The sequence below is a fragment of the Desulfosporosinus sp. genome (genome assembly GCF_014237355.1).
GTDB lineage: Bacteria > Bacillota > Desulfitobacteriia > Desulfitobacteriales > Desulfitobacteriaceae > Desulfosporosinus.
The window spans coordinates 1-20,534 of the sequence record NZ_JABZFS010000092.1; the positions used below are offsets into that span (position 1 = coordinate 1).

General features: G+C 41.8%; 20 protein-coding genes, 1 pseudogene and 1 other annotated feature. Of the genes and pseudogenes, 7 read left to right on the top strand and 14 right to left on the bottom strand.

What is annotated here, in order from left to right; all coding sequences use genetic code 11:
• The 4 genes from HGJ98_RS22110 to HGJ98_RS22125 all read right to left on the bottom strand — a co-directional run.
• Window positions 1-928 (bottom strand): multidrug resistance efflux transporter family protein (locus HGJ98_RS22110; RefSeq protein ID WP_291354149.1); only part of this gene is annotated, 928 nt, incomplete at its 3' end.
• A gap of 141 nt (window positions 929-1,069) precedes the next feature.
• Window positions 1,070-1,360 (bottom strand): hypothetical protein, encoded by a 291-nt coding sequence (locus HGJ98_RS22115; RefSeq protein WP_291354093.1) that lies wholly within the window; start codon window positions 1,358-1,360, stop codon window positions 1,070-1,072.
• A 219-nt stretch (window positions 1,361-1,579) separates the two neighbouring features.
• Entirely contained in the window at window positions 1,580-3,439 is a 1,860-nt protein-coding gene (locus HGJ98_RS22120) for a hypothetical protein (protein WP_291354095.1), read from the bottom strand.
• A 3-nt stretch (window positions 3,440-3,442) separates the two neighbouring features.
• On the bottom strand, window positions 3,443-4,216 hold the full coding sequence (locus tag HGJ98_RS22125; RefSeq protein ID WP_291354097.1) for an ABC transporter ATP-binding protein: 774 nt from the start codon (window positions 4,214-4,216) through the stop codon (window positions 3,443-3,445).
• A 286-nt stretch (window positions 4,217-4,502) separates the two neighbouring features.
• On the opposite strand from HGJ98_RS22125, the gene HGJ98_RS22130 reads away from it, so the two are divergent.
• From HGJ98_RS22130 to HGJ98_RS22140, 3 genes are all read left to right on the top strand, one after another.
• On the top strand, window positions 4,503-5,096 hold the full coding sequence (locus HGJ98_RS22130) for a DUF3793 family protein (protein WP_291354099.1): 594 nt from the start codon (window positions 4,503-4,505) through the stop codon (window positions 5,094-5,096).
• A gap of 46 nt (window positions 5,097-5,142) precedes the next feature.
• A complete protein-coding gene (locus tag HGJ98_RS22135; RefSeq protein ID WP_291354101.1) occupies window positions 5,143-5,346 on the top strand; it encodes a hypothetical protein in 204 nt (67 codons plus the stop codon).
• A gap of 196 nt (window positions 5,347-5,542) precedes the next feature.
• Window positions 5,543-6,376: a prohibitin family protein gene (locus HGJ98_RS22140; RefSeq protein WP_291354103.1), complete on the top strand. Its 834-nt coding sequence runs from the start codon at window positions 5,543-5,545 to the stop codon at window positions 6,374-6,376.
• Window positions 6,377-6,485: 109 nt separating this feature from the next.
• Here the strand turns inward: HGJ98_RS22140 and HGJ98_RS22145 are convergent, their stop codons facing one another.
• Window positions 6,486-8,282, bottom strand: a complete 1,797-nt coding sequence (locus tag HGJ98_RS22145) for a multicopper oxidase family protein (protein ID WP_291354104.1) — start codon at window positions 8,280-8,282, stop codon at window positions 6,486-6,488.
• Between the two features lie 284 nt (window positions 8,283-8,566).
• On the opposite strand from HGJ98_RS22145, the gene HGJ98_RS22150 reads away from it, so the two are divergent.
• Entirely contained in the window at window positions 8,567-9,112 is a 546-nt protein-coding gene (locus tag HGJ98_RS22150; RefSeq protein ID WP_291354151.1) for an NADH peroxidase, read from the top strand.
• 187 nt (window positions 9,113-9,299) lie between these two features.
• On the opposite strand, the gene HGJ98_RS22155 is transcribed toward HGJ98_RS22150, so the two are convergent.
• From HGJ98_RS22155 to HGJ98_RS22180, 6 genes and pseudogenes are all read right to left on the bottom strand, one after another.
• The gene (locus tag HGJ98_RS22155) at window positions 9,300-9,956 is read right to left on the bottom strand and encodes a phosphoribosylanthranilate isomerase (protein ID WP_291354106.1); all 657 of its coding nucleotides are present in this window, start codon (window positions 9,954-9,956) and stop codon (window positions 9,300-9,302) included.
• Window positions 9,943-10,746, bottom strand: a complete 804-nt coding sequence (gene trpC / locus HGJ98_RS22160) for an indole-3-glycerol phosphate synthase TrpC (protein ID WP_291354108.1) — start codon at window positions 10,744-10,746, stop codon at window positions 9,943-9,945. Before trpC ends, HGJ98_RS22155 begins: the two co-directional genes overlap by 14 nt.
• Window positions 10,743-11,759: an anthranilate phosphoribosyltransferase gene (gene trpD / locus HGJ98_RS22165; protein ID WP_291354110.1), complete on the bottom strand. Its 1,017-nt coding sequence runs from the start codon at window positions 11,757-11,759 to the stop codon at window positions 10,743-10,745. The genes trpC and trpD overlap by 4 nt, the downstream gene beginning before the upstream one ends.
• Window positions 11,756-12,337 carry an aminodeoxychorismate/anthranilate synthase component II gene (locus HGJ98_RS22170; protein ID WP_291354112.1) on the bottom strand — a complete coding sequence of 194 codons (582 nt, stop codon included), beginning with the start codon at window positions 12,335-12,337 and terminating at the stop codon, window positions 11,756-11,758. The genes trpD and HGJ98_RS22170 overlap by 4 nt, the downstream gene beginning before the upstream one ends.
• Window positions 12,337-13,803: an anthranilate synthase component I gene (gene trpE / locus HGJ98_RS22175; RefSeq protein ID WP_291354114.1), complete on the bottom strand. Its 1,467-nt coding sequence runs from the start codon at window positions 13,801-13,803 to the stop codon at window positions 12,337-12,339. Before trpE ends, HGJ98_RS22170 begins: the two co-directional genes overlap by 1 nt.
• 599 nt (window positions 13,804-14,402) lie before the next feature.
• Window positions 14,403-14,659: a binding site (T-box leader), on the bottom strand.
• Window positions 14,660-14,758: 99 nt separating this feature from the next.
• Window positions 14,759-14,991, bottom strand: a pseudogene (locus tag HGJ98_RS22180) (MATE family efflux transporter); the annotation flags it as partial.
• Window positions 14,992-15,163: 172 nt separating this feature from the next.
• Between HGJ98_RS22180 and HGJ98_RS22185 the strand changes: the two are divergent.
• Window positions 15,164-16,234, top strand: coding sequence for a branched-chain amino acid aminotransferase (locus tag HGJ98_RS22185; RefSeq protein WP_291354116.1), 1,071 nt, complete (start codon window positions 15,164-15,166; stop codon window positions 16,232-16,234).
• A 143-nt stretch (window positions 16,235-16,377) separates the two neighbouring features.
• On the opposite strand, the gene HGJ98_RS22190 is transcribed toward HGJ98_RS22185, so the two are convergent.
• The 3 genes from HGJ98_RS22190 to HGJ98_RS22200 form a co-directional block, all read right to left on the bottom strand.
• Window positions 16,378-17,175: an ABC transporter permease subunit gene (locus HGJ98_RS22190; RefSeq protein ID WP_291354118.1), complete on the bottom strand. Its 798-nt coding sequence runs from the start codon at window positions 17,173-17,175 to the stop codon at window positions 16,378-16,380.
• A 76-nt stretch (window positions 17,176-17,251) separates the two neighbouring features.
• Window positions 17,252-18,049, bottom strand: a complete 798-nt coding sequence (locus tag HGJ98_RS22195) for an ABC transporter permease subunit (RefSeq protein WP_291354120.1) — start codon at window positions 18,047-18,049, stop codon at window positions 17,252-17,254.
• A 3-nt stretch (window positions 18,050-18,052) separates the two neighbouring features.
• On the bottom strand, window positions 18,053-18,937 hold the full coding sequence (locus HGJ98_RS22200) for an ABC transporter ATP-binding protein (RefSeq protein ID WP_291354122.1): 885 nt from the start codon (window positions 18,935-18,937) through the stop codon (window positions 18,053-18,055).
• Between the two features lie 239 nt (window positions 18,938-19,176).
• On the opposite strand from HGJ98_RS22200, the gene HGJ98_RS22205 reads away from it, so the two are divergent.
• Complete coding sequence (locus tag HGJ98_RS22205) at window positions 19,177-19,791, top strand: DUF421 domain-containing protein (RefSeq protein ID WP_291354124.1); 615 nt, start codon at window positions 19,177-19,179, stop codon at window positions 19,789-19,791.
• Window positions 19,792-19,983: 192 nt separating this feature from the next.
• Window positions 19,984-20,496 carry a ferritin gene (locus HGJ98_RS22210; protein WP_291354126.1) on the top strand — a complete coding sequence of 171 codons (513 nt, stop codon included), beginning with the start codon at window positions 19,984-19,986 and terminating at the stop codon, window positions 20,494-20,496.
• Window positions 20,497-20,534: the final 38 nt, after the last annotated feature.

Here is a 20,534-nt window from a genome sequence, read left to right on the forward strand (position 1 = left end):
CCTTTTCTCCCTGTCCCAGGAAACTATGCAAAATCATGCCTAGAACGACAAGAAGCATTCCTACAATAGACCAAAACGTTGGGAACGGTCCATGAAGAATTATCAATTCTCCAAGAAGTGCAAAAATCACTTCCCCAGACTGAGTCGCTTCCACTGCTGCTAGCCTATGGACATTGCCCTTTGTCATATCTGTTGCCGAGAAAAAGAGGATCGTGGCAATGACACCAGAGGAAAGTGCGACAATCACCGATTGCATCGTCTGATTACCACTCGGGAGCCCTACTTTCGCCACTCCAATAAGTGATAATATAAGCCAAAAAGGGAGACTTGCTAATGTCATTCCAAGGACTCTTTGAAACGTATCGAATCTTCCCCCACATGCTGCCATCATTTTACGGTTACCCAGTGGGTAAGCAAAGGCAGCGAGTAACACGGGTAAAATTCCGAAGGTGATCTCTTTGGCTGTAAGTACCTGAGCCTGCTGTAGCTGAATCAGTGCGATTCCCAATAAGATGATCAGAGAAATGGAAAGCCCTTTCATGGGTATAGAAGAACGAACTTTCTTTAACCCTGTTTCTGATCGAATTGTAGTATAAAAAAGTGGAGCAAGTAGAGAACCTGCAATAATCGTAATCTGCCACATGCTAGCGACCAACCAAGCCGGTCCATAATCAGCTGCAAAGCAAAGTGGCGCATAGAAAATACCGAAGCCAACAGTACTCCATATAAGCCATATCATGGGTCTTTCGCGCATATCTATCAAGAGCGGTTTCAGATTTTTCCTTGCTAAAACAAGAAGAAGCAGCGGCGGTACCATAAAAACATACCTTAGCACTGCGCTCCATATCCAACTACCACCCGATAAATCCATAGAGCGGTTTAGCACAAAGGTCACTGCAAAAAAAAGCGCTGCCAAGATGCCCAGCATAATTGCCTTCAAACTTTGCCACCCCATCATAATTCAATTTATAATAGGATAACATAGATTACATCTTGGGAAAACAGTCCGAAAAAGAGACAGGTACGTTATTCACTCAACGCACCTGTCTCTCGGTTTCCAAATCTAAGTCTATTTAAAACTTTGGCCAAACTGGTTTTGCCCATTTTGTTGATTTTGACTCTGTTTGAAAGCTTGTTGCTTCTGATTCATTTCTTGTTGAGTCATATTTTGGTTTTGCTGTTGTGCAGCACTTGTAAATTGGCCTTGTTGTGCTTGACCTTGTTGCATACCGCTTTGACTGCTAGAATTTTGTGCGTTAAAGTTTTCAGCTTTTTGCTCACCTTGTTGAGCCTGTTGAGCTTGTTGCTCGAACTGTTGAGGAGTTTGTTGAGTTCCTTGAGAATTATTAGTGTTTTGCATTTAGAAACCTCCCTAATTGTTTATTCCAAAGCTTATTATTGCCTAAATAACTAACATTATGTTGGCAATTTAACCTAATAGTTTTTGTTTGAAACAAAAAGAAGGACAGGTAAGTTGCTTTCTAAAACAGCGTACCTGCCCCCTTTGTTTCTTTTTACCACGAACAACTAATATCCCCATGTTTCTTCTTACCTGAAACACTACACCTGTCCCCCTGTTTCACTTAGCTGTCTTCCTAGTTTTTTTACCCGTTACAATCTCAACCCGAAAGCCTTTCCGGCTTTGCCGAACGGTAGCAGCCATAAAGCCAAAGAACATTATGGACCATACTCCTGCAGTTACGATTATTCCCAGTAAAATCCGCAAAGAATCAGCCCATAACAGAGGCCTGCTCAAGAGATACAGTCCATAGATTATCCCTGATAGAAAACCCCCTTCGAAGGAAACTGGCGGCATTTCCCGAAGGATCACGACTAACTCATCAGGTAGAAAAAGGTAGGTAAGACCTAGCGCTAAGAAGAGGATAAAAAACAAGTTAACAATATACATAATTAAGGAAGCCCCGGGGGAAATCCTTTGTTGTGGAGTATCTGGATTATAGCGGCAGTTATTGATGGAGTAAAAGAGGCCGATGGCGCTCGATCCCAGGGAGAGGAGCACCGCTCCAAACGCCAGGGCGGCTATTAGGGTCAGGGAAACACCAATCGCTAAGGCCGTACCAACTAATAGAGCCTCCATTAGCACTAGGGTTGGAAGAATTGCTGCCACTAATTTCCCCCATACCACAGGCCATCCAGCAAGGGGGACACTGTTTAAGAGCCAGTCTGATTCTCCCTCTCGACCGAAGGATTGCAGAGCCATATTACCGCTGAACATAATGGTATACATTATTAAAACGGCTATTAAGGTGTTATTGCTAGATTGCACATTCAGAAATAGGTGTTGGCCGACAAAGAAAAGCATGATAATCAAAGGAACCATATAGCCAAACCATTCCCGGGTGTCACGTTTCATAGCCAGTAAATCTTTCTTAGCCACTGCCCACATTCCTAACCAAGGCGAAGCAGAACCGACGGCTTCTTCCTTAAAAACCAAATAAGTATTCTTTTTTTGCCGATCGGTTTCTCCACTAACTATTGTAGCTGGCTTTTTGCGACGTCTACCGCCTTCCCCTTGGCTAAGGGAAATAAAACCTCGACGGAAGCCCCGCTCGACAAGATTGAACGCTAGCATAAACAGGAATACACCCATGAAGAGAATCAGAATGCTCCACCCTAGTCCCTCAAGAAAGCTACCTGAAATCCCAGCTACTAAAGCTTGCGCGCCCCATCCCCAGGGAAAAAAGTCCATCACGCTGAGGAATTGTTCCTGCCCTGATAACCAAGCTCCAAGGTTAAATTCTTCTTCCCTATTGATCAGCATATTCGGTATCTGAAAAAGAATCGCTATCAGAATACCTGCTATGGCCCCAATAAAGCCAATCGCTTCTTTGCTCCGATGAGGGGGTACAATACGCATCACCAGTAGATTAATTAGTTCAGCTACTGCAGTTCCGATTGCCCACAATCCTAAGCCCACTAAGAGAACCAGAAAATAATAGGAGGCTCCAGCTTGAAAGAGTAAACCATAAAAAACTCCCGGTAAGAAGGCAAATAAAAGAGCTGTCAACAAGTTACTTCCGATAACCGAGAGGGACTTTACAGCAAAAACGACCTTAATAGGGACAGGGGCCATGAAAAGCAGTTCTAAATCATCCGACATATATAAGGCAGCAAACGCCGCGGTGATACCAAAGAAAATTTGACCGCCTAATCCAACCATAAATAACAATGAGAGGAACCCCTGAACAGTTTGAGGGGGCATCGTCTGCAATGCACCATAAGCAAAATATCCCAAGGAACCAACGATGGCGATCAATCCAAACAACACGACAACCATTCCGATCAAAGCACCCACTGGCCTATGTCGCATCTTATTCCAACTCACTCGCAGTTGGTTTTTTACTAACAACATAAAGTCTTGTCTAAAGGTTTGCTCTGTCGGTGGGTCCGTCAGCGGGGGAGGAAGTAATAGTTTCATTCCTTATCCCTCCTCCAAACTTCTAATTAATTCTGCATTTTCGTTACCACCTGTTAGCTCTAGGAAGATATCTTCTAAGCTCTCTCCACCGTGTCCAGCCTTTTGACGGAGTCCTTCCGGGCTGCCTTGAGCAATTAGTTGACCTTCCTTGAGAATGGCGACACGATGGCACATTCTTTCAGCAATCTCTAGAATATGAGTAGAGACAAAAACAGCAACTCCCTGTCGAGCCATCTCCTGTAAGACGTCTTTCAAGAGACGCGCACTGGCAGGGTCAAGACCAACCGTCGGTTCATCGAGGAGGATTACCTTAGGCTGATGGATCAGCGCTGACGCTAATACCACCTTTTGCCGCATGCCGTGAGAATATCCCTCCAATAATTCATCCCCTCGGTTCTGAAGTCCAAACATGGCCAAAAGCTGTTCCCCTCGTTCCTTCATGACATTTTTAGGTACCCGATAAAGGGCAGCAACGAGATGTAAAAATTCTCTTGCTGAAAGTTTCCCATATAATTTCGGTTGATCAGGCACATAGGCCATCATTGCTTTTGCTTGGGTTGGCTGTCGGCTAATATCGTAACCGCAAATGTAAGCCTCGCCTTCACTAGGATCCAGCAGACCCGTTAACATTTTAATAGTGGTGGTTTTACCGGCACCATTCGGTCCCAAAAAACCGAAGATTTCTCCGCTCTTAACCTCCATGTTAAGACCTTTGACAACCGACACAGAACCATATCGTTTTGTCAACTGATGGGTTTTTATTAAAACATGCTCCATGCTTAGCTCTCCTTTAATGTCACTTCTATCCTTGAGATTACATACTTTAGTCTTTTGTTCAATGCTCTACTTCTACCAAGATTTCAACTCGTTTCCCGCTTAGTATCATACATCTTAGTGAGGAATAAACACAAAATGGTAATGTCATTAAGAATTCGCGTTTTTTGGCAAGATCACCTTTATTAAGGTTCCATTTTGTTTCGAACCAACGAAACTACATACGAATAAATAAGGTTTGGCCGTAAACTATATAGAGTATAAACAAAACTTATTTAAGGAGATAAACGTGCAAGATCAGACGGATCATCTCTACACTAAACATTTAAGAGAACTTGTTGCGTGGGCCAAAGGCAAACCTTTTGTTAAAAAGAAACTTTTTCTTGTGGAAAGCCTTGCCCCTCTCGTCTTAGGGTTAAAACCATCCGTTCTCTTAAATGTGTCTTTAGAGAAGGAAAGTGAATGGCTGGAATTTGAAGAATTATTCACTCAAAAGGAAGCATTCCGGATCAAGGAAATCCGAGAGCTTAAGGGACGATTGCAAGTAATATTCTATCAAAGAGAGACCTTAGATACCGTACTGCGCCAAAAGTCGATTCAAGAGTTTTTGACAAAATTGAGTTATCCTCAGAATTATTCTTTAGACTCCTATCTTAATCTTCTCAAGCATAGGATAACATCTCTTGAATTTCCGCATGAAATTGGGGTTTTCTTAGGATATCCCTTGAAAGATGTTATGGGTTTTATGGGCTTTTTGTCACTTCCCTATAGAAGGACTCAAGGTTGGCGCATTTATGGGGATGAAACACCTTCAAATGAAGTTTATGCAAAGTACAGACAAGCCCGTAGCACTATGAGAAAGCTAGCCAAGACTAATAATTAAGCACAACCTTAATCTCAAACTATATAAAGAAAGTGAGTTGTTAACATTGAATTATAAATGTCCTTACTGCTATACCATTCACAGCGGAATTGAGTGGGACACTGTCACCTTAAAGGAACTAGGTACTAATAAAATTAATGACTTTAGTGACAACGATATTGAATCCATCGAGATGAGCATCCCTGGATACCATTACATTTGCCCAAGTTGTGGAGCAGATACAGATATCAGTGATATTAAGGAAATGTAAGTATGGCGGGTCTCTTTGATGACTTAATGTCACTGCTGCTATAACGAAAAAGTGGGGTATTCCCATAGATACTCCACTTTTTCGTATATACGGGTAAAAATCCCAGGTTTTATTATAGCTTTTTAGTGGCTGAGTAAGGTATAGTAAGGGCAGAAGTTATTTACTTCACAATTCAAAGTAAAAGGGAGGATGCGAATTGGATTCTGGAAAAGTTGTCAATATGGTTCCTAAATTTAAAATGAGCAAAGGTCTCATCACCTTTGGCCTTGTTGCTCTAATTCTTCTTATTGTAATGCTGAATGCATTTGTCATTGTTAACGCAGGCCAAAGAGGAATCGTCCTTCAGTTAGGGGCAGTCCGTCCAGTTGTTTTAACTGAAGGTCTTCATTTTAAAATGCCTTTCATTCAAGACGTGGTACATGTTGATGTACGAGTTCAAAAGTCTCAATCCGATCAAACAGCCGCTTCGAAGGACCTACAGATCGTCACCACAACAGTCGCTGTTAACTTTCACCTTGAGCCAAGTCAAGCAAATAAGCTTTATCAGAATGTAGGGTTAGCCTATGGGGAACGAATAGTTGATCCCGCTATCGGAGAAGCAGTAAAAGCGATAACTGCCCAATACACAGCTGAAGAGTTGATCTCCAAGCGTTCCGAGGTTAGTGCTAAAATCAAAGAAACTCTCTCACTTAAATTGGCTACGTATTATATGATTCTTGATGAAATTAACATTACCGAATTCAAATTTAGTGAGGAATTCAACAATGCGATTGAACAAAAACAAATTGCCGAGCAGCAAGCTCTAAAGGCTAATCTTGATCTTCAGAGAATCGAAATTGAAGCTAAACAAAAAATTGAACAAGCAAAAGCCGAAGCTGAATCTCTTAGACTTCAAAAACAAGAAGTTACTGCTGAACTTGTTAAACTCAGAGAAATTGAAGCACAGATTAAGGCCATTGAAAAATGGGATGGTAAACTCCCGAATGTTACCGGAGGCGCTGTTCCTTTTGTAGATGTCAACGCTCAGTAAAACGTTGCTCACAAGTCGAACCTTTAAAGTAATCATTTCGTGATTACTTTAAAGGTTCTTCGAATTTTAAATCAGAACGACTCAATGGTATGCGTACATCCCTTTCTCACTACCACAACTCTCTAACCTTATACGGTCGCATCATTTCATTGTCTTCATGATCGAGAATATGACAATGCCATACATAGCCAGGTCCTTTGCTTGGATTAAAGGGATAAAGGTTTATTCCTGGAATCGTTAAAATCGTTGCGTTCTGTGGTGCAAAACGAACCCTTATCGTTGTAACTTCACCCGGATTAGCCCTTACCGTATCTTTCCACCCTCGTTCGTTCGGCGGAGGAGTAACAGGTCCATTTAGTAAATAAGGCCTAACCGGCAAAATCCTGGTGGGATGGTGTAGGGGTGGTTCACCATTAAGAGCTACCCAATCAGTTAAATAATTATCTGCAAGGAATGCTTGACGGCTCAGCACGCGAAACTGAACTAAATGCAAATGAATAGGATGAGCGTCCATGGTTAGATTAACTAATTCCCAATCCTCCGTCGAGCCTACTAGAGGAAGCTCAGAAATCGGATTATGCCACTTTTGGCCATCTAATAATACTTCTAAAGGGCCGTTCGGACCCATAACTTCAACCAATACCAGTGTTCTCTTTCGGGAGTTTCTGATAAGTGGTGTGATAAAGTTCAACAGTGCCGGTAATTGACGTGGATTAATTGCAGGTTTATCTAGTACAGTAAATTGCATAATTTGCCCTGTAGTTTCTGGCTCAACAGGATCACCATCAGGAAATGGGGCATTAGCATCATTTTGCAGAATCAACTTCGTCCCAGGAACGAGTTGTGAAAAGTCAACAAGTATATCCGCCCTTTCACCGGGTGCGATAAGCAAGGACGTCATTCTCACTGCTCTAGAAAGATAACCTCCATCGCTCCCAATCTGAAGGAAAGGCATACCATTAGAAAACATCAGATTATAAAAGCGAGCATTAGATCCATTTAAAACTCTAAACCTATATTGCCTGGGTTCTACATCAAGATTAGGCCACACTTTGCCATTAACCATAATAGTGTCTCCGAAGAATTCCGGCTGCCAATAGGGATGAACCTCAGGGTTAACTCCTATTTCCGGGAAAGCAAAGGACCCATCCGTATTAAAGGATCTGTCTTGAATAGCCAGTGGAATTTCATACTTCCCTTTGGGCAATACAGATTTTGGCCGATCAAGGGGATCGCGAGGATCTCGCAATAGATAAAAACCAGCTAGACCCATTAAAACGTTTATGCGTGTAATACCTAAAGTGTGGTCATGATACCATAACGTTGCTGGTTCCTGCTGGTTACTATAGTGGTAAAGTGATTTTTCAAAGGCTGGTCCTGTTAGCGTTTCACCGGCTGTAAACCAAGCGTCAGGGTGACCATCTGAAGCCGACTCTGTTTCTCCTCCATGCAAATGCGGAACAATGGGAACAGGATATTGTGCTAATGGAAACCCCGGAGGAAAACTTGGAAAGGGCGGCATAGGCATACCCAGGTTATTGGGATCTGCCCAGTGTAGGGTCGGGTCGACTGGCAGGGGATTGGGCTCAGTTAGATCGTTCACCCATTGAACATTGATCGGAATACATCTTTTTGCCTCAAAGGTAGCACCAGGTGAAAAGCGAAAATGAGGGATTATCTCTCCAGTTTCCGGATCTCTGACTCTCCCCCCGTAACCCCATACAGTTGTTTCTGGGAATCCATTCGGAAGAATTTGTTGAGTGAACTGACTTACGTTCACTATATAATCATGGCTTACTACTTTGCCATTAGAACAGTTCTTGATTACATTTGGTTCATAGACTGGTGGAATTACTAAACTGTTAACAAACTTTGGTATACTACTAGGATCAAGTGGTGTCGGCATTAGGCTCCCCCTCTCAAACTGTTTTATATAGTTTATGTGGTTAAGCCTTAGCAGGTTCCAAGCCCTTCTGTTTTACCCTTTTCCGGCTTTTACCTTAAGGACCTTTGTTTGATTTAAAGATGCTTCAAGGGTCCTCAAGTGTTGAACTGGCTTCTTGAACAAACCTATCAAAAAGTTTTTAAAACCCTTGACTTTTATAATAATTTTAATATAATAGTAAATGTAAATAACGCAAACCACTACCGATATAAAAAATAAAGTGTTAAAAGGAGAGGTAATTGATGATGAAGAAATTTGTTTGTGGAATCTGTGGTTACATTCATGAAGGAAATGAGGCTCCTGACCTTTGCCCACAATGTAAGGCAGCAAAGGGTAAGTTTTCAGAGAAAGTTGAAGGGGTTATGGCGTGGGCTGATGAGCATAAAGTGGGGATTGCTCAAGGGGTTGACCCTGAAGTACTCGAAGGATTAAGAGCAAATTTCGCTGGCGAATGCACTGAAATAGGAATGTACCTAGCTATGAGTCGCCAAGCGGATCGGGAAGGTTATCCTGAAGTTGCTGAAGCTTACAAACGAATCGCCTGGGAAGAAGCTGAACATGCTGCTAAATTTGCTGAACTCTTAGGAGAAGTCGTTTGTGCTGATACTAAAAAGAATCTGCAACTGAGAGTCGATGCAGAGTTTGGTGCAACTCAAGGAAAAAAAGACCTCGCTACCTTGGCGAAAAAACTTAATTTGGACGCAATACACGATACCGTTCACGAAATGTGCAAAGATGAGGCACGTCACGGTAAAGCTTTTAAAGGATTGCTTGACCGTTACTTCCAATAAAGGGGAGGACGCCGGGATAGGAGCCACGAAACAGGGGCGAAACAGGGGGACAGGTTCGTTGTTTTTATTAAAACAACGAAACCTGCCCCCTGTTTTCGATTCTTGAGATAAAAGAACCTCTACCATTTTCGGTCCCTGTCCACGAATTAAATCTACAGTCAACACCCCCGTCCTCTTGTCCCAGGGTTCACAGTTCTCGCGAAACAGTTAACCTGTCCCCCTGTTTCTGCCCCTGTTTCGCTCTAATTAGGGTGACAATTTCTAGTATTTTGTCTCTGTCTTTAAAGCCAGCCGTTTCTACGCCACTGCTTATATCTACTCCAAAGGGCTTAACGGTTCTAATGGCTTGCAAGATATTAGAGCTGTTAAGTCCACCTGCCAGAAAAAAGGGTTTCTCGACTCTGTCTATAACGTTCCAATCAAAGGTTTCCCCTGTTCCTCCGGCACTTTTATCAGAATAAGCATCCAGCAGGAGATAGTTGCAGTTCGATGCCTCTTCTACTTTAATATCTTTCTCAGAACGCACTCGGACAGCTTTGATAACAGGCTTACTAAGTTTCTCTTGCAGCCTTTGGATATAAACAGCATTTTCATGTCCATGTAGTTGAACAGTATCTATAATACCGTCTAAACAGAGTTTAATAATTTGTTCAATACTCTCATCAACAAATACCCCAACTGTTTGGATTGTTGCATTAAGGCGTTTCCTCAGTTCGAATGCCGCTTGGGGGGTGATCCGGCGTTTGCTCTCTGCAAACACAAAGCCGACATAGTCTGGATTAGCTTCGTTAACCGCTTCAATATCACTCTCTCTAGTTAGACCACATATCTTAATTTTGGTCATGGGGTCCCCCCCTCTTACCTCGCAGTGTTTTCATGACAGCAACCTTATCGGGGTTTCTCATGAAGGTTTCCCCTATCAAGACCGCATTGACCTTGCTTTGGCGCAGTTTCTGTATATCCTCTGATGTCTGGATACCGCTTTCAGAAACAAGAATTACCCGCTCGGGAACCAAATGTCTAAGAGATGCTGTCGTATTTAAGTCGACTTCAAAGGTGTTTAAATTTCGGTTGTTGATACCAATTAGCCGCGCATCGGCCTTTAGCGCAGAGAAGATTTCAGCCTCAGTATGGGTCTCAACAAGAGCTGTAAGTCCCAAGCTATCAGCTATTTCGATATAGTCCCTTAATTTGTTTACATCCAACAATGCACAGATCAACAAAACAGCATCTGCACCCATGATTTTTGCCTCGTAAATCTGATAACTATCAATAATAAAGTCTTTGCGGAGAACAGGAATCTTCACTTGTTCCTTTATTTCAGTCAAGTAGCTGTCACTGCCAAGGAAGAACTTCGGTTCAGTCAGTACGGAAATTGCATTCGCTCCAGCTTGTTCATATTCCTGGGCAATTTGTACATAGGGAAAGGACTCAGCGATAATGCCCTTGGATGGAGAGGCCTTCTTTACCTCGCAAATGAAGGCCATCTCTTGATTAGCTAACCCCTTTTCAAAGGCAAAAGGCTGTTTAGTCTCGATCCCTAGAGCTTGTTTTTTGATTTCACTTAATGGTTTCAATCCTTTTAAGGATTCTACTCGACCTTTTGTATAGAGGGCTATTTCATCTAATATCATAGCTCTACCTCATTCGACAAGGCGATAAATCTTTCCAGCTGGGTCTTGGCCCTTCCGCTGTCGATGATTTCTGCCGCTAATTTTACGCAATCTCGAAGGGTTGTATGACTACGGAACATATATAGACAAACGGCGGAGTTTAGTAAGACAATATCTCGCTTAGGCCCCTTCTTTCCCTGCAGAATCTCTAGTGCGATCTGAGCATTCCGCTCAGGATTACCGCCCACTAGTTCCTCTGGGGTACATTTTTTAAACCCGAGTTGCTCAGGATCAAGAAAAAAACTGTTCAACCTGCCTTCAAAAACTTCGCAAACCGTAGTGGTACTGCACAGTGTAACCTCGTCCAGTCCATCATGTCCATGCACGACCATGGCGCGCTTAACCCCTAGATTGAGAAGCACTCTGGCTAAAGGTTCAACTAAATTTTCATCGTATACACCCAGCAACTGGGTATTTGCGCCAGCAGGATTGGCTAGGGGTCCTAGAATATTGAAAAGCGTACGGATAGCCAGTTCGCGTCTGACCGGCGCCGCATACTTCATTGAAGCGTGGTAAGTCGGAGCAAACATGAAGCATAAACCGATCTTGCGCAGGATTTGTTCACTTTTGGCCGAGTTGATATCGATCTTGATACCTAAAGCTTCTAATAGATCAGCGCTTCCGCATTTACTCGAGACTGATCTGCCTCCATGCTTGGCTACTGGTACACCTGCCGCAGATACCACTAAGGCGCTGATCGTTGAAATATTGAAGGTATGCGCTTCATCTCCACCTGTCCCAACTATGTCCAGCACATCCATCCCCGGATTAAGCTTGGTGCATTTCTCGCGCATAACCATGGCGCAGGCTGTTATCTCCTCGATGCTTTCCCCTTTCATTCTCATCGCTGTCAGAAAGGACCCTATCTGAGCATTACTCGCCTCACCATTCATGATTTGCTCCATAACAGCTTTCGTTGTATCTAGATCCAGATCTTGGCCATTAATCAGTTTATAGATTGCATTGGTAATCATTTTCCATCCCCTCCCAGGCCAAGAAAGTTGGCGATGATTCGCTTACCTTTCGGTGTCAGTATGGATTCTGGATGAAACTGAACCCCAAACACCTCATAATCTCGATGTTTCACACCCATAATCTCACCGTTTTGGTCCTCTGCAATCACAAGCAGTTCATCGGGAATAGTTTTTCTTTCAGCAATGAGCGAGTGATATCTAGCTGCTTCGATGATCGGAGGCAACCCTCTAAAAATCTCATTGCCGTTGGCGATATGAATGTCACTTTTCTTGCCATGCATCATGGTTTTAGCATGGATAATCTTAGCTCCAAAAGCCTCACAAATTGCTTGATGGCCAAGACACACACCAAGAATTGGGGTTGTTTCTTTGAGTTTTAAAATAACCTCTTCACACACTCCCGCATTGATAGGGAAACCTGGTCCGGGTGATATGACAATATGGCTGGCCTGTAAAGCTTTAATTTCAGCGACGCTTAGCTCATCATTGCGCACTACCTTAAGATCTGCGTTTATTTCTCCCATTAATTGATACAGATTATAGGAAAAGCTGTCGTAGTTGTCGATGAGTAAAATCATTAATCCATCACCTCCTGGGAAAGTTTTAGGGCACGTATGACCGCCATTGCTTTGTTTTCACACTCGATATACTCGTTTTCAGGAATACTGTCGGCAACGATTCCTGCCCCTGCTTGGATGTACACATTATTATCCTTTTTAACGGCCATTCGAATGGCGATACAGGTATCCATATTCCCAGAGAAATCGATATACCCGACGGCTCCACCATAGATCCCTCTGCGTACAGGCTCTAACTCGTCAATAATTTCGCAGGCACGGATCTTTGGAGCTCCTGAAAGAGTTCCAGCCGGCAACACTGACGTAATGGCATCCATGGCATCTTTATCGTCCCTAATCTCACTGTTGACCTCCGAAGCAATATGCATCACATGGGAAAAACGTAGGATTTTAAGATAATTACTGACTATAACACTACCAAATTTGCTGATCCTGCCTAAGTCATTTCTTCCTAGGTCGACGAGCATGTTGTGCTCACTAAGTTCCTTTTCATCCTGCATTAATTCTTGCTCAATCTGCTTATCCTCTGCATCCGTCGTCCCCCTCGGCCTAGTCCCGGCAAGGGGGAAGGTTGACAATCTGCCACTCTGAAGTTTTACCAGCGTTTCAGGTGACGTACCGGCAATCTCTACATCGTTGGTCTTAATAAAGAACATATAGGGTGAAGGATTGGTTGTCCTCAAGACACGGTAAGTGTCCATTAGACTACCTTCCATTTTTGCCGTAAAACGCCTGGAAAGAACAACCTGAAAAATATCCCCATTATAGATATACTCTTTAGCCTTTTTGACCATCTCCTCAAACTTGTTTTTGGGGATGTCCGACTGAACTTCTGACTTTAAGACAGGCTTGTTTACTGCCTCGGGAAAGTTTTGTTTAATCAGCTGGGTAATATTATCCATTTCAAAACTAGCTTTTCTGTAGCCTTCTTCAAGAGCGTCGGTTTTTATATTGATAATAATGATAATCTTTTGTTTTAAGTGATCATAAGCAATTACCTTGTCAAAAAGCATGAGTTCCATATCATTGAAATTCTCATGATCATCGGTTTTAGGTTGCAGCGTCTTTTCGAAGTATTTGATGAAATCATATGCAAAATAGCCCACAAACCCACCTGTAAAAGGGGGCAGATAATCCAAGTTAGGAGTTTTATACTGAGCTAAAATATCTCGAACGACCGCTGTCGGATTCTGTCCCTCCAGCTTGATTATGGTTCCATTATTGATCTCGATCCTATGATCCTTACAGGTCACTTGGGTGACAGGATCAAACCCTAAAAAGGAAAATCTGCCCCAAGCTTCACCACCCTCCACGCTTTCCAAAAGATAATATCGATGGCTGATGGTATTTATGGCTTTTAGTAAAGCGATTGGGGTTTTAACGTCAGCGTAAATTTCACGACTAACGGGTAGAATTGAATACCCCTGGGCAAGTTTTTTTGCTTCATCAAGTGCTGGTCTTAGCATTTAATTCACTCCTTCCTTTCAACTCATCTTGAGACATTAAACAAAAAACACCCGCCCATTGACAATTGTTGTCAAGGACGAGTGTGTTTTTTACTCGCGGTACCACCTTGCTTTGCGGCATCAAAATGCTGCACCTCTCATAGGAATACTAACATATTCCTCACAAGCTAACGTCTGTGTTACGTCGCAGTATACTTCGGAAAAAGCTCCGTTTCCTTGCGCCCTCTGCGGTCCATTTGCTATACTGCGTTCTGCGGGTTCTCAGCCTTCCCCGCTCTCTGTAAGTGCACTTTACAACGTTATCTCCGCATCAACGGTTTATAAAAACTATATTCATTTTTAGCAAGAATGACTTATGGCACATTCCCTTAATGATAACTATGCAGACTAGTTTACTTCCATGAGTCGAAGCTCTTTTGATACTGGATTAGTAAAACTTACTCTGAAAATAAGTTTAGGTTAATGTCATCCTAAAGGATCTAGGGCTTAAGATTCTTCACTTCGTTCAGAACGACGAAAGTGCGCTGTGGTTTTCATTCATCGGTTGTCTGCGCAGCGGCATGGGCTCTGATTGTACAATAAAAAGCTTTTGCCCCTATAAAAGGGACAAAAGCTTTAAACTTCTGCGTTACCACCCTGATTGGCAATTAGTAACTAATCGCCCACTCATTTTGCATACCAACATATGCACCCCACTGATAACGGACGGGGTTCCCGTCAGCGTCTACTCCTGCAATGCAGTTTCAAGCTGCCCTCACAAGCCCATTCAGAAAAATCTGTGCTGCTGCACTCTCACCAAACGGCAGCTCTCTGATTACACCCAATTTAGCTTACTTCTCTTGTTCAAAGGTTTTGTGTTTTAGTCATTGTATATTGTTGAATTGGATCTGTCAATAGTACCTGGGTTTAGTTTTCTGGCAAAGCTACAACAGTCTTATTCTTGTTTGATTTCTCCTCAATTATAGAAGAGGAAAACCGACGTAATCGTCACCGCTAGTACGTCCGCAATGGGAGCTGTGATCCAAGCACCATCGATTCCCATAAATTTAGGCAATTCAGTAAGAGTGGAATAAATATGAGCACTTGTCTGGATAAGCTCAAAATTGTCGATTGAACCGGTTTACCAACTACCTGGAAATAGTTGGAGCCTGTGATCTGAAAGCCCACGATCGGAAGAACTGCAAAGAACAGCCTATTCCGAATTTTAAGGTTAAAAAATCTAATCTTTTACGAAATTTCGCAAGGAAAAACTGTATACATGATTATTCCAGGAACTTTCCTAGCCTTAAGTCTTGAACAACTGTCTTTCAAGGATTATTATTGAAGAATAGGTACTTAATAGAGTTTTGGAGGCAATAGTATGACTGATATTACCGTAACCAAGGTAGACAAGATTGGAGTCTTACCCACTGATAAGCAACTAGGTTTTGGACAAATTTTTACAGATCATATGTTTGTAATGGACTATGAAACAGGCAAAGGCTGGCATTCGCCACGTATTGTTCCATATGGTGAATTTGCCTTTGTCCCTGCTACAATCGTATTCCATTATGGGCAGGCAATCTTTGAAGGGATGAAAGCTTTCAGAGGGTCGAACAATCAGATTGCGGTCTTTAGAACTAAGCATTATCTGAATCGCTTCAACCGATCAGCAGGTCATCTTTGCATACCCCCAATTGACGTCGATGAAGTCCAAGCAGGTCTGTTCAAATTATTGGACTTAGAAAAAGATTGGGTCCCGAGCACGCCAGGTACGTCACTTTATATCAGACCATTTATCATTTCTACTGATGGCTTCATTGGAGTTAAGGTAGCTAGCACTTATAAACTTTTTATAATCCTATCTCCAGTTGGCGCCTACTACGCCCACGGTTTTAATCCCGTAAGCATTAAAGTGGAAGATAAATATGTTCGCGCGACGAAAGGCGGACTAGGCCAAGCCAAAACCCCAGCTAATTATGCCATGAGCCTACCCGCTCAAGCTGAGGCTTATAAAGAAGGTTTTGACCAAGTCTTATGGTTGGATGCAGTCCACCGAGAATACGTTGAAGAAGTTGGAACCATGAACATCTTCTTTAAAATCAATGGTGAAATTATTACGCCAGAACTGAACGGCAGCATCTTAGGTGGAATTACCCGGCAAACCGTACTAGAACTAGCTCGGAATTGGGGCTTTAAAACAACTGAGCGCCAAATTTCCATTGTTGAAGTATATGAAGCACATGCCAAAGGAGAGCTCGAAGAAGTATTTGGAACTGGGACAGCTGCCGTCATATCCCCGGTCGGTGAGCTTTCCTGGAAAGGACGAAAAATGGTCATTAACCATAACCAAACCGGTGAATTCTCACAAAGACTTTTCGACTACGTTACAGGTGTTCAAAATGGCATCGTCCCCGATGAGTTCGGCTGGATGGACATAGTCAGCAATTAGACCAACAATAACTACTTTCCTAATCGCAAAAGCTTAGGAATGCGTCAAGCGCATTTCTAAGCTTTTTACTATTCGGCAAAACAGGGGGACAGGTACACTGTTTCGTTAACGAAACAGCGGTATTGTGGTAGTTCTCTAAAACTCTATACATTCAGATCTCTTTTCTCATAAAAAATGTAGGTCACCTTAATAAGTACTGCAATAATCAGACCCGATAAGATCAGATAGACTGGTTCAAAACCCCTAGTGTCCATAAGATTTTTCGCTTCAAAATACTTGAACGGTGTTAAATATTTAAGAACGGTTATCCTCTCGTTCAAATCTATGGCAAAAGAAAGCATCAATGTAAATAGCAGTATTCCTGTGGCATAAGATTGAGCTGTTTTTGGCTGCTTACTGACCCCGGCTAAGGCTGTGCCAATAAACAAAAAAATTAACTGTAAAATAAACATACCCAGCATCAACCTTGTAATATCCCCTATGATCCCTTCTCCTTGGCTATAGTTCTGTACTAGAAGAATTGACGAAACAAGCGTTACAAGATTAAGGATTAATAGATTGACGAGGGCTGCAATTAGTTTCAAGGTTACGATTTTACTCCTGGAAATAGGTTTTACAAACAAAAACTCTGAGGTTTTGTCCCGTTCTTCCTTAGATATTATACTTGCCCCAAGCAGGGTAGCGTGAATCCCAGCCATCATTGCCAAGTAAATAAAGAGCAATCCATAATAACCACTGACTGTAGATAAATCGAAGGTTCCCATACCCATTATTGCCTTTAGGGACTGTGGCATTTGCGCCATTAAGTCAGTGACCGATTGGCCTGACGCTGATAGGCCAGCATATTTACCCATACTACTTGCGATCATTAGGAAAACACCAATACACCACAGGATAAGGGCTTTTCTATTAGCTTTCATCTCTCTCATAAATACATTCATATACTACCCCCAAATTATTTCGGAACATTCCTGCCTTAAATTTAGCTATTGCTTTCCAATGTGTCCCCTTTTCTCATCACACTGCATGTATATCTCTCTTAGAATAGATTATATAACTCGCTGTAATCGCTATTGCAATAAAACCTATAGCTGCTGCTATAAAGGAGGATTCATAGCTAGAATGTTGTATTATATAGGCAAAATCGAAATATTTAAAGGGCGTCAGATAACGCAAAGCATGGTCCCTCGTCGTCGAAATCAAGGCTCCAAGGATAAAGAAGGCGAATACTATACCGAGAGAGATGGAAAGGACGGATTTGATCTTAGGGACCAATACAGAAACGATCATACCCAAAGCCAAGAATATAAGCTGTAAAAAGAATAAGGTCATTGAAAGCAACAAGAATAGACGAGTACTATACTCTTTCGTCTCAACTAGTGAGGCCATTACGGTTGCAGCTCCCAAATAAGCGATATTGGTGATCACTAGGGAGCTTAACGCTGCAAGAAGCTTTGCAGTTACAATTTGAGAACGAGTTACCGGTTTGGTTAAAAGAAAATCGGCTGTTTTTTGACGTACTTCTTTGGACAGAATGGATACACCAATGATCATTGCCTGAATTGCTCCGAACAACGAAATATACAGAAAAATATAGGAATAGTAACCTAAAATTGAACCGATATTCTCCACTGATAGCCCTAAGGCCAGTCTAATAGACTCAGGAAATCCCTGCATTATCCGTTTAAATTCTTCCGCTTCTCTAGAAATAGTGGGAAACATAGAAAGAAAAAGAACAACCAACCCTACCAAGGTTATTATCCATATGGCAGTGAATTTCTTATAAGCTTTTAATTCATGCAGAAACATATTCATGGTTTAGGACTCCTTTTCATAGAAGTGCAAGAAGATTTCTTCAAGATCGGGTTCCTCCACCCAGAGGTTGGCGATGTCTGTCTCTGAGATCTTTTTCATGATGGAATTAATGTTTCCTCTGAACAAAAAACTTACAATATGCTGCTTAACCTCTAAATTGCTTACTCCACGGATATTAAAGTAATTCTGATCTAAGCTCCCCGATGTCTGCACTTTAATCTTTTTATAATTACTTTCTTGTAACGCACTGATCTTATCTAGTTGTATGATTTTACCTTCTTTGATAATGGCCACACGATCACACATTCTTTGAACCTCACCCAGAATATGAGATGAAAACAGAATGGTAGCCCCTTTTCTATTTTCCTCCTGTAGAAGTTCGAAAAACCTTTGCTGCATCAGAGGATCCAAGCCACTTGTAGGTTCATCAAGGATAATCAGTTTCGGCTCATGAAGTAGTCCTTGAACAATTCCTACTTTCTTCTTATTGCCGAAGGATAAATCGTCAATCTTTTTATTGAGATTAAGGTCCATGATTCCAGCTAGGTCTTTAATCCGTTTGCTGCAATCTTTTTTATAGAAACTGGCGGAATAGTTTAATAGATCGATCACTTTCATTTTGTCATAGTAAAAAACTTCTGACGGCAAGTAGCCAATTTCCCTTTTAAGTTCTGGCCCATACTTTATACAGTCTTTCCCAAATAGTTTAGCGCTTCCACTAGTAGGGTAGATCAGGCCTAATAACGTGCGCAGAGTGGTGGACTTACCTGCACCGTTAGGTCCGATAAATCCAAAGATTTCTTTTTCCTCAACGTCGAAGTTAATATCAATAATCCCTCGCTCCTTACCGTAGTACTTAGTCAAATGATTTATTTCAATTACACTCATTTTCGTCTCCTTATGTTTTCTTTTCTCCCCTGCTATTTTTTCATATCTTTATAATAAATATCCAGAAAACAGGGGGAAAACAGGGGGACAGGTGCACTGTTTCGTTACACCTGTCCCCCTGTTTTGTTATGTTGGTGGTTTAGGTTCCATTATTAGGGGTATCCTAACTTACATCTCAAACTTATTCAGCGTTTCGATTTGTTAATTGGATTAAATACAATTATTAAGGAGCGGAAAAGATGGAATTAAGTTGGATTTGGCAAGCAATACTTATATTCTTTATTGGTACATTTATCTTAAGGTTAGGTGGAAGAAAATCCATTTCACAAATGACCATATCTCAAACGATTGTTATGATAGGATTGGGATCATTGTTGATTCAACCTGTAGCCGGGAGAGGGCTCTTTATCACTTTCGCAGTAGCAGCATTGTTGAGTATATTAATGATAATGACTGAATATCTAGCAATTAAGGTCGATATTTTGGAAACCCTTTTTACGGGCAAAGCAGTCATTGTTATTAAAAATGGCAACCCACACATAAATAATTTGAAAAAGCTCAGAATGTCAATTGATAAACTTGAAACTCGTTTAAGACAAGTAGGAGTATCTTCAATAGAAGATGTTAAGTATGCGACGATTGAAATAAGTGGGCAACTGGGGTATGAACTAAAAGAAACTAAAAAGCCCTTAACAAAAGAAGATTTTACGACACTGATGGCTGAACTATCACAAATCAAGCAGGCCATTGGAGTTAGCATGGAAACTCAGCAAAATCAGAATCAAGATAAAGCAAATAACATTTTTGAAGAAATTAGCAGTAAAGCCTTCGAAGGTAATAAACGAGAGCCTTAAACAGGGGCAAAACGGGGGGACAGGTTCGCTGTTTCGTTAAAACGAAACAGCGAACCTGTCCCCCGTTTTCAACGATGTATATATAACGTTACATTGGTCACCCTAATAAAGAAGCTTGGCTGACATCGAAGACTCTAGCAACGGTGGTAGCACCGGCTTATTATATTGGTATAAAAAAGGCAGGTGGTACATTTGAACAATGAAAAAATGATCAAAGCTCTTAACGATCAAGTAAATAAGGAACTATACTCAGCCTATTTTTACCTTTCAATGCAAGCTTATTTCTCGTCAATCAATCTCGATGGATTTGCTAATTTCTACCGCGTGCAGGTTCAAGAAGAACGTGATCATGCTCTAGGCTTTTTTAATTATATAAGTAAGATCGGCGGAAAATTAGCATTCTCAGAGATTCAAAAACCTCAAACTGAATTTTCAAGTCCTCAAGAAGTTTTCGAATTGACATTAAATCATGAGCAAGCTGTCACACAATCAATTTACTCCCTCATGGACATCGCTCGAGAGGTTAGAGATCACACAACGGAAATTTTTCTCCAATGGTTTATCACTGAGCAGGCTGAAGAAGAGGAAAATGTTAGCCGCGTTCTAAATAAACTGAAACTCATAAAAGGAGATGGAGCGGGACTCTTTATGATTGATAACGAACTGGCACAACGAGTCTATGTAGCAGCTGTCATTCCCGTTTAAACAAAAAACAGGGGGACAGGTGAACTGTTTCGTTTTAA